6 protein-coding genes are annotated in these 9,069 nt (G+C 54.0%); 2 read left to right on the top strand and 4 right to left on the bottom strand.

The window, feature by feature from the left end; genetic code table 11:
• The first annotated feature begins 257 nt into the window (after positions 1 to 257).
• Both AUP43_RS02895 and AUP43_RS02900 read left to right on the top strand, forming a co-directional pair.
• Complete coding sequence (locus AUP43_RS02895; protein ID WP_067552426.1) at positions 258 to 2,276, top strand: ATP-dependent nuclease; 2,019 nt, start codon at positions 258 to 260, stop codon at positions 2,274 to 2,276.
• Positions 2,276 to 3,949 carry a UvrD-helicase domain-containing protein gene (locus AUP43_RS02900; protein WP_198154806.1) on the top strand — a complete coding sequence of 558 codons (1,674 nt, stop codon included), beginning with the start codon at positions 2,276 to 2,278 and terminating at the stop codon, positions 3,947 to 3,949. Before AUP43_RS02895 ends, AUP43_RS02900 begins: the two co-directional genes overlap by 1 nt.
• 217 nt (positions 3,950 to 4,166) lie before the next feature.
• Here AUP43_RS02900 and AUP43_RS02905 read toward each other — a convergent pair whose 3' ends face one another.
• From AUP43_RS02905 to AUP43_RS02915, 4 genes are all read right to left on the bottom strand, one after another.
• Positions 4,167 to 7,385 (bottom strand): Eco57I restriction-modification methylase domain-containing protein, encoded by a 3,219-nt coding sequence (locus AUP43_RS02905; RefSeq protein WP_157089208.1) that lies wholly within the window; start codon positions 7,383 to 7,385, stop codon positions 4,167 to 4,169.
• Positions 7,382 to 7,564 carry a hypothetical protein gene (locus AUP43_RS18545; RefSeq protein ID WP_157089209.1) on the bottom strand — a complete coding sequence of 61 codons (183 nt, stop codon included), beginning with the start codon at positions 7,562 to 7,564 and terminating at the stop codon, positions 7,382 to 7,384. The genes AUP43_RS02905 and AUP43_RS18545 overlap by 4 nt, the downstream gene beginning before the upstream one ends.
• Positions 7,565 to 8,071: 507 nt before the next feature.
• Complete coding sequence (locus AUP43_RS02910) at positions 8,072 to 8,422, bottom strand: hypothetical protein (protein WP_067552432.1); 351 nt, start codon at positions 8,420 to 8,422, stop codon at positions 8,072 to 8,074.
• 16 nt (positions 8,423 to 8,438) lie between these two features.
• Positions 8,439 to 9,069, bottom strand: a 631-nt coding sequence (locus tag AUP43_RS02915) for a hypothetical protein (RefSeq protein WP_232314861.1), incomplete at its 5' end; no start/stop codon positions are given.

Below are 9,069 nucleotides of genomic sequence, written 5' to 3' on the forward strand. Positions count from 1 at the left end.
CAGCGCCTGCGGAGGGCTTGGTCTTGATGCAAGGGGGGCCGCAGGCCCCTGAGTGAAGAGATAGGTGTCAGCCGAAGGCTGGGCAAACACCTAGAAGAATTATTACTATGGGCACTGGGATGCCATTTGAGCCAAATTTTCGGCGAAACTTCATATTTTTTTGCTATTTTTAGTTGCTTTTGATAAAAAAATACATCTCAGGGAGTAGGATTTCATTCTGCCTCACTTGAGCCAAGCGCGTTAGGGGGGGCGAGATTATGCGGCTTGAAACTATCTCTGTCCGGAATTTCAGACTTTTGCGGCGCCTAGCAATCAACCTGGCTGAGCAAAAGACAACGACGGTACTTGTCGGGCCGAACAATAGTGGCAAGACATCGGTGATGGATGCTCTGCGGCTTTTCACGAAACTTAGGGCCTTAGAAGGTGAGGCCGGCGCAAAGGCTTCGGGTATTTCCTTTCATGATCTCTCGCAACTTCGCCACCGCGACTTCAAACGGATCGAAGCCACACTTCCTAGTCTGGCCGCCCCCGAGGATAAGTATGAAATCGCCCGCCGTCGGGCACCTCGTATGCGGGTCGATCTCACGTTCTCATATGAAGACGATCCCGTTGATCTCGTCGCTGCTACGAAACTTCTCATGGACCTGTCGCCAGACAATAAGTGTGTTCGTATCCGAATCGAATACGCCCTCGACAACGCGAAGAAGTTGATCGACGACTTTGAGATTAGACCTGACACCAACCAGACGCTGTGTGATTTTCTTCGGGACTCGTTCCGGACTTATTTCAGCCGGAGCTATTTTAAGGTTTCTCATGACGGGAAAGAGGTCGAAAAACTCGAAGATGGAGCGATTTTAAAACGACTTCTGAAGATTGATGTCGTTCCTGCTCAACGACATGTGGACGACGACGATAACTCCCGTTCCGCTAAACTCTCCAAGCTCCTACACGATCACTATACCAAGTTCTACAAGGCAAACGACGCTGACGGATATCAAGTTATTGAGGACGCGCTTCGCGACAGCGCTGCCGATCTAACTACTAAATATAGTGCAGCTTTCGGCCGGCTTACGACCCGACTCCAAAGCTTTGGCTATCCCCAAGGCCAAGTCGCCCCGGACCTTCGTGTCCGGGCAGAATTAAGTGCGGAAACGATCTATCGGGACAATGCACGAATTTTCTATGCCAGTCAGCACGCCGGGAAAGAGGGCGTCATGGAGGAGTTCGAACTACCCGAGAAATACAACGGTCTCGGCTACAAGAACCTCATCTACATTGTCCTTCAATTGGAGTCTTTTCGGGCTGCTTTGGAGACCACCCCCGATGAGCGTCCTCGCGTCCATATTATCGCTATCGAAGAGCCTGAAGCACACCTACATCCGCAAATGCAGACGGTCTTCATCAGTGAAATTTCCAAAGCTCTCGAAGGTGACGGCGGCACTACAGCTCAGGTGATCCTTTCGACCCATTCGTCGCATATGATCGCGCAATCTGCCTTTGAACCGGTGCGATACTTCCGTCGAAATGGGCGTCAGGTCATCGTCAAAGACCTGTCGAAGCTACCGCTTCCCTCCAATGCGCCCGAAGCCTTGGACTTCCTGCGCCGATATATCAGGCTTACTCATTGCGATCTTTTCTTTGCCGACAAAGCAATTTTTGTAGAAGGCCAAGTCGAGCGCCTACTCCTCCCCATGATGATCGAGAAGTGCGCAGCGAACGCAGGGTTCGAGGGCTTGGGAAGTCAGTACATCAGCATTTCAGAGGTGGGTGGGGCCTATGCTCACAAATTCAAGCCACTTGTAGATTTTCTTGGCATCCCGACGCTGATCGTCACCGACTTCGATGCCATAGACGAGGGCTCTAAGAAGTGCCCGGTCGCTATTGGGATCAGTACGAGCAATGCTTGTCTTAAAAGCTGGCTGCCGAAAAAGACCGCCGTCGCAGATCTGATTGCTGCGTCCGATGCAGATAAGACTGAGGGGCGCATCCGGGTTGTCTATCAGGTCGCCGAAGGAGGGCATTGCGGGCGGTCGTTTGAGGAAGCCTTCATATACGCGAATGTGCCTTGGCTAACCACCGAGCATACCAAGCTGAATGCGACAGCAGATGTGATCGCAAAGTCAATTGCCATCGGCCTTCCAACCGATGGCTTTAATCTAAGCGGCAAATTGGGAAAGGTCGATTTCGCGCTCGATCTGATGGCTCAACCGAGCTGGGCTACACCTAAATATATTCGCGAGGGCCTGGAATGGTTGGCAACACAAGGTACGGCGTGATGACACCCGCGGACGAAAAGATTCTAGAGTGCCTCAAAGGAAGAAAGAGTTTTCTGCTTGATGCTGGCGCGGGATCAGGAAAAACATCCTCCCTCATTCGGGCGCTCGATCACATCCGCGGACCCGAGCGGAAGGCACTCCTTCGGGACGGGCAGCACGTTGCCTGCATCACATTCACGAACGTAGCTAAGAACGAGATTCTTGAACGCACCGACCACGACCCACTCTTCAAAGTGACTACTATCCACGATTTCCTCTGGGACGCGGTTCAAAGCTTTCAAAAAGAACTCCGTGAATCGCTCATCGTTTTCAATTCGGAACTCCCAACGAGAAGCCGACGCCGCGTTGACGAAGCAGACCTTGCTCTCGCGATAAAAGATAAGCCAACCATCAGTTATTCGGATCGAGGAGCAAATTTTCTCGAAGGCCGTATTTATCACGACGACCTTCTGGGGGTGGCGGAGGTGATGTTCCGGAGTCATCCGATGTTGGCTAAGATCGTGGCGGCAAGATACCCTTTTATCTTCGTGGACGAGTACCAAGACACCCATGAGATGGTGATCTCAATCCTCATGGATCATCTCATCAAGGTGAAAGCACCACCGCTTATCGGCTTCTTTGGTGACAAAGTGCAGAGCATCTATCCTGACGGCGTAGGCGAACTTTCGGCCGATCATCAGGCCGCGTTAGTCGCCATCAAAAAGGAAGAGAACTATCGTTGCTCCAAGACGGTGATCGATGTCTTGAATAAGATTCGCGACGATATCAAGCAGGTGCCTTCCGGCAACAACGTAAAAGGAGCCGCAGTTTATGTGAGTCTCACAGGGACCACGCCTGAAGCAGACATCACACAGGCGGCATTGAACAAGGCGAAGGCCGATCTCGGTATCGAGATCGACGGCGAGTTAAAGGTATTATTCCTTACTCACCGGCTTATCGCCCGGAAGGCTGGATATGAAGCCCTCTGGAACGCCTACAATGAGCGCGGAGGTTTCGCTAAAGATAGTTTCCAAGCTGGCGATGATCCCATTGCCTCCTTCCTTATCAAAAAGGTCGACATGGTCATTGAGGCTTGGCGCGCTGGCAAAGTAGGTCGGGCGATTTCCCTGCTCAATGACCGCAAGAAGCCGTTCGCATCTCGGGACGAGAAGGCAAAGGTAAAAGACGCCTTGGACGAACTTCTCAAATTAGCAGATAACGGATCGTCGATATGCGATGTACTTAGGCATATTGAAAAGACTGGATTGCTTCCTTTGCTCGATGACTTCCATCTCGCTCTCGCTGGAAAATTTGAATCTGCCGAAGAAGGTTCTTCAGCTGCCAAGCACCAGACGCTTGTAGAAACATTGATGGATATTCCGTACCAGGAAATCAGCATTTATCGAGCGGTTCTTCAATCGAACCTGCCTTACTCGACCAAGCATGGGGTGAAGGGAGATCAGTTTAAAAATGTCTTGGTCATCCTTGATGACACTGGAGCTAACTGGAGCCAGTATTCTTTCGGCAACCTACTAGAAGGCACAGACAGTAGTAATAGCCGTCTCCAACGGTCTCGGAATCTTTTCTACGTCTGTTGCTCTCGCGCTCAAGACACTTTGATCGTGGCCAACTTGGGTCATTCAGATAAAACAAAACTGGACGCCCTATTTGGGGTGGGATCGGTCTCCACATGATTCTAAGAACCGCGATCTTATGCCTTGGGCGACGAAATTAAGCCCTTTCAAAATCTGATGATCTGCTCTTCGCTAAACCTGCTGCGCTTCATCGCCTGTCTCCTCTCTCAGAGAAAAGACTACCCCCAAAGGGAGGACAATTCAGGGGGGCAGGTCAACGAGACTCAACCTCTGAACGGACACAATCAGGGGAACAGGTCACTGCCGACCTGCTCACTCATAGGTTTGCCTCCAGAAGATCAATTTCTTCCTGGGTCAGTTCGAAAAGCTCATAGACGATTGAATTGATTCGGCCTTCGTTTGTCTCAATTTCTGCCGTCAGGCCGGAGATTTTGACCTTGTCGCGGGCGATCCAATCTTCCCAGTCCGACCGCTCGGCGAGTGGAATGTCGGCCTTGAGGCTCTTCTTTACCTCCTCGCGAAAAGCGGCGAAGTTCGGTAAAGCCCACCACTCTTGGAGCTTCGTAGTCAATTTCGGCTGTGTTCCAACCGGCGCGAGATCGGGAATACGGCGGCTCAAGCCTTGCTCCAACCGGCACCGCTCTTCCGCCGCAGCCTGACAGGCTTCGGCCAGCGCGGCGAGTTCCTTTTTTTTAGCGTCGTCCGCGCCCGGTATCGGAAGCTGTTCAACGTACTGAACCCGAAGCTCGTGAAAGCCACCGCGAACCGCTGGTGCAAGGTTTGAGAGAAAAAACCAGCCGACCGAGCTGTTCAGATATGCGATGAGAAAACGATCATCGCTAGGTATAAAATAGCTTTTGTCGTTAGAGAATGATCCGTCAAGCTCAGCCGTAAAATTTCGTTCGGCATTGAAATGTGGATACGAAATCTTCGGTTTACTGAGTCTTTCGGAATAAGCCTCCTGCGCCTGCTGAAGCTCATACCATTTCTGTTTGGTGGCGCGCGTTTCTAGGCGCTTTCTGAATGGCAACAGCCAGTCGCGGATGGCGGGATAGTCGTCGATAACGATGCGGTTCTTTGGAATATAGATGATCCATAGGCCGCGCGATTCAGTGCGCCAACGTTTGAGGTCCTTACCTTCGAGGAATGGCCTTAATATCGCCGCTGATTTCGGATCCTCGGCGCACAGCCTGTTCTTTGTTGGCGTGTCGATGACGAACGCTTCATTAAGGCCGGTCTTGATACCGTAGAGTGGGGAACCATAAATCTCCTTTAGCGTCTTCCGCCCCCGCTTGATCTTGTCGCGCACGGCCTTAAGCGCTGGGCTTTCGAGTTCCCAAGAGCCGGATGACAGAGCATCCTGCGGGAAAACCTCCGCCCGCTTGTCGAAGCTCGCACGAAAGTTCGCATCCGGCAGAGCCTCCACGTTCCAGAAGAGTAGTGAATGGCTCTTATCTGGTATCTCGCGGCGCATAGTGAGAATGGCAGGGTAGGTCGTGACGCCCTCAAATACTTGAAGATCGCCAAAATCAACCACCGTTTCGATCTTCGCGCTCTTTCGCAGGAAATTGCGCAGCGGCTTGCCGGAACCCGTTTTGAAAAAGGTGGATGAGGAGATGTAGCCGAGGCGTCCGCCGGGCTTGAGCAGTTTCAGCCCGCGCTCGAAGAAATAACAGTACAAATCGGCCCGATCAGAGACGACCTCGAAGCGCTTCTCGAGATAGGGCTTCATGGACTTGAGCAGCTCCATCCGCACATAAGGCGGATTGCCGAGCACAATGTCGAACCCACCTTCTGCAAAGACATCCGGGAAGGCCGTCGACCAGGTAAAGGCGTGGTTCAAATAGGCAAAGTTCGAGTCCTCAATCAAGCTATCGCCAACCGTCAAATTAGCGTCCAGAGAGTCGAGCGGCTTGCCACGTTTAGCAGTCTTTACCCACAGCGAGAGCTTAGCGATCTCGATGGACTCGGCGTTCACATCGACCCCAAACAGATTATTGGTTAGGATTTCGCTGTCAGGATCAAACAGGTCGGCCGCGCCGCCCCTGAGATCGGCGATCTTGTCGTTCACCCTCGTCAGTTCCGCCTTCATGTAATCGAAGGCCATCACTAGGAAGACCCCAGAACCGCAGGCAGGATCGACGATGCGCAGCGTCTTCAGGCGATCACGATAGGCTTGCCAGGCTTCGATCTCCGCCGACTTGCGCTTCCACTTGATCGTTTCGTACTCATCAGGGTTCGCACCCTTTTGCGCGAAATTGGTGACAATGCGAGCGAAGATTTCCTCTAGGTGCGTCCCAAGAGTGTGCTCGACGATGAAGCGGGCGATGAAATCCGGGGTGTAGACCACGCCGTCGCGCTTACGGCGGCCAGTTGTGCCCGTCTTCTTTTCGGGCTCAATTTCCTCGCCGCGCGCTTCTGCCTGGAGCCGTTCGACGTCGGCAATAGATTGCTCAAAGATGTGGCCGAGAACAGTGACCGAAACCTCAGAACCGAAATCGTAGCCACCAATGTCTTTGAACTTCTCGCAGACATGATCCGGGATTTCGAGGCTGTCCACTACAGGGTCAGGTGCGAACAGCCCGCCATTGTAGGGCGGCACGTTAAGCGCGCGGTTGCCAGAGTTGATGGCAGTAAACAGACCCTTAAAATTGTCCCACACCGTGCGCGGATTGAAGGGATCGGCATGCTCGAACGCTCTTTCGAGTATGCGATCCGGCAGAAGTCCGGTGTCCTCAGCGAAAGCCGTGAACAGGACACGGTCGAGGACCGTCTGCGCGGCGGCGATAGCAACCAACGGATCAAGTTCGGGAAGCTGCTGGCGGATAGAGAAAATCAGTATGCCACGTAGCTGCTTATAGTCCGCGTAGAGCGCGTTGGTGATATCCTTATCTTCCCGGCGACTCTCCTTCAGGAGATCGGCAGTCTTACCAGAAAGTAGATTGTCGGCACTAAGGAGCAGAATGAAGCGGGCATATTCGGTTGGGTTCGTCAGCGCGCCGAGATCGAATCGCTCATATGCCGCCGTGCCTTCGCCGAAGCCGTAGAGCCTAAGCTCCACATAGTTTGAGACGAGGACCCATTTCACGCCAGGGGCATTCGTTGCGTATTCCCAGGCTTGCTGTACCGGGCTCTTGGACCGGCCTGGCATAATTGCATCGAGGTCCTTGGCCTTGGCCCCCTTCAATTCGAACGGGGCAATGATCTGTGACTTGTCAGGACCGAAGAAACCGAGCGCGAGATCAACGGAACCTCGAAGAATCGCTTCCTCCGATGTCACCGTATGCACCGCATCTTGCACGGCGCTCACATAACCAAGGATTTCCTCAACTATCTTGGTCTTGAAGTCCCCGTGAAGAGCTGTTTCCTTCAACCCCCGAATGCGACCGGAGCGGATCATTTCCGCCCATTCGGTCAAGCGTTCTAAATGGTGGAGGGGAATCGTAGGCTTAGCCGGAATATGGCGCGTAACGGTTTTAGGATTAAACAGGTGCATGCGTTCGCCAAGCCTATCGTTTGGAAGAGACGCGTTCATGAGCTTCTTCCTTTTGGCGCTTTAGGCGAACTCTTATTTAAAGGCTTTCGATTGTTCACATACTCCCGCATGAATTCGCGCAGCACTTGTGCGGCGGGTTTGTCTTCTGCTTTGCATGCAGCGATGAATTGCTCCCGCAACTCTTGCTGCACCCGTATTCTTAGGCCGACGTCTTTCATGCAAAACAGTGTATCCATTGGATACACTGTTTTGAAGTCCTTTTTCGTGTTTGGCTTGGTTCTGGGTGCTCCGAGTTCGAAAGCGCGAAATCATGTTTTGCCTTGGTCCATTTTCGGCAAGATGGCGCGCATCCAATCGGCGCAGGGTTGGTCGGGTTTCCAAAGGGCATGACCGCCCTTTTCGGTTCATGGTCCGGTCCATGTGGAGAGGAAAATCTCCAGCCCTGGTCAGGGGGGCTATGACATACCCCTTGCCGTGGGATTCAAGGGGAGCGCGGCCGCTCCGCCTGATGGCGCTGTTGCACCGGGCGGTCGGTGCGAGGGATGAAACGGCGGCACGTTTCGCTGGCGTGGATGAGGCTTGATGCCGAAAACCGCGCCACAGGCCGGGAGGGATGCAACGGGAGGCGCGCAGCGGGCCTCCCTTGCCAAGGGTGCTTTGTATTACAAAGCACATCTTGCGTTTAACGCTTCCCGCCTTCTCCATACGGGCTTATCAGCGTTAGGTCACTTGCCGTTTGGTCCCTTCCCGCACTTCCGGCGCATCAGTGCTTCCACCAGCGAAGCTGGGTCCGCATCCGGGTGTTGTGCAAACGCCGTCTTGATCTGCTCTGGTCCATCGCCTTCAAAATACCAGCGACTGAGGCAGCGTGCTCGCGTGTTATCCCGATTGTCGAGGATGATGGTGTGCAGCATGAGCGTGTGGATGATGCCGCCCATGTAATAAGTGCGTTGATCGCCATTGAGGCTTTGAAAGGCTCTGGCGGTCATGCCTTGTTCGGAATAGCTGGGGGCGGGTCCGATAACAAAAGCGAGGGCAGCGCTGCCGAACGCAGCGGCTCTGGCGAGCTTCATCATCTCTGTGCTCCAGTTTCTACATGGAAGGCATGACAGTGGGGGCTGAGGCCGGAGGCATCTGGGAAACCTCCTCGTCTTGCAGCAGGCGTTGCTCTCCCCGTCGGCGCTGGAGATCGCTTTCCGTCGGCTCAGGCCCGGCAAAATCCTTAACGAAAGCTGGCATCCGTCGTATCGCCTCATCGCGGAGATACTCCGTTGCCTCCAAGCGCTCCTCTGGAGACAGCCCTTCCTCGTTCTTATCCAGCCGCTGCAACTCCTCTCGGCTGCGGTCGAGGAAGGCGTCGTATTCGGCGATGTCGTCGCGAGCTGCGAGGGCGCTTTGGCGGTCTTCCCAGACTGGGGAGTCCTGCTTCCATTCGATATCGGCTGTCTGATCGGCCTGGAGTTCCGAGCCGTCCTCCAGGAATATCTGTTTTCCATCGCGAGTCTGATAGACACGCCGGCCATCCGGCAGCGTGGTCGCCCGGCGCTCGATGTCCTCGATGGCTTCCTGGGCGGCTTTGGCGGCCTTATCGGTCGCCGTGTCGGCCCAATCCAGAGTGGCGGCGGTTTCCCAATAGGCGTGCTGCCACATAAGCGCGGTTAGTTCGAGCAGCTCCATGGGTGCCAGATCGGCTTTGCCGGCAGCGGCCGGGGAGCGGTCCTCT

The organism is Oceanibaculum pacificum, from assembly GCF_001618175.1.
Classification (GTDB): domain Bacteria; phylum Pseudomonadota; class Alphaproteobacteria; order Oceanibaculales; family Oceanibaculaceae; genus Oceanibaculum; species Oceanibaculum pacificum.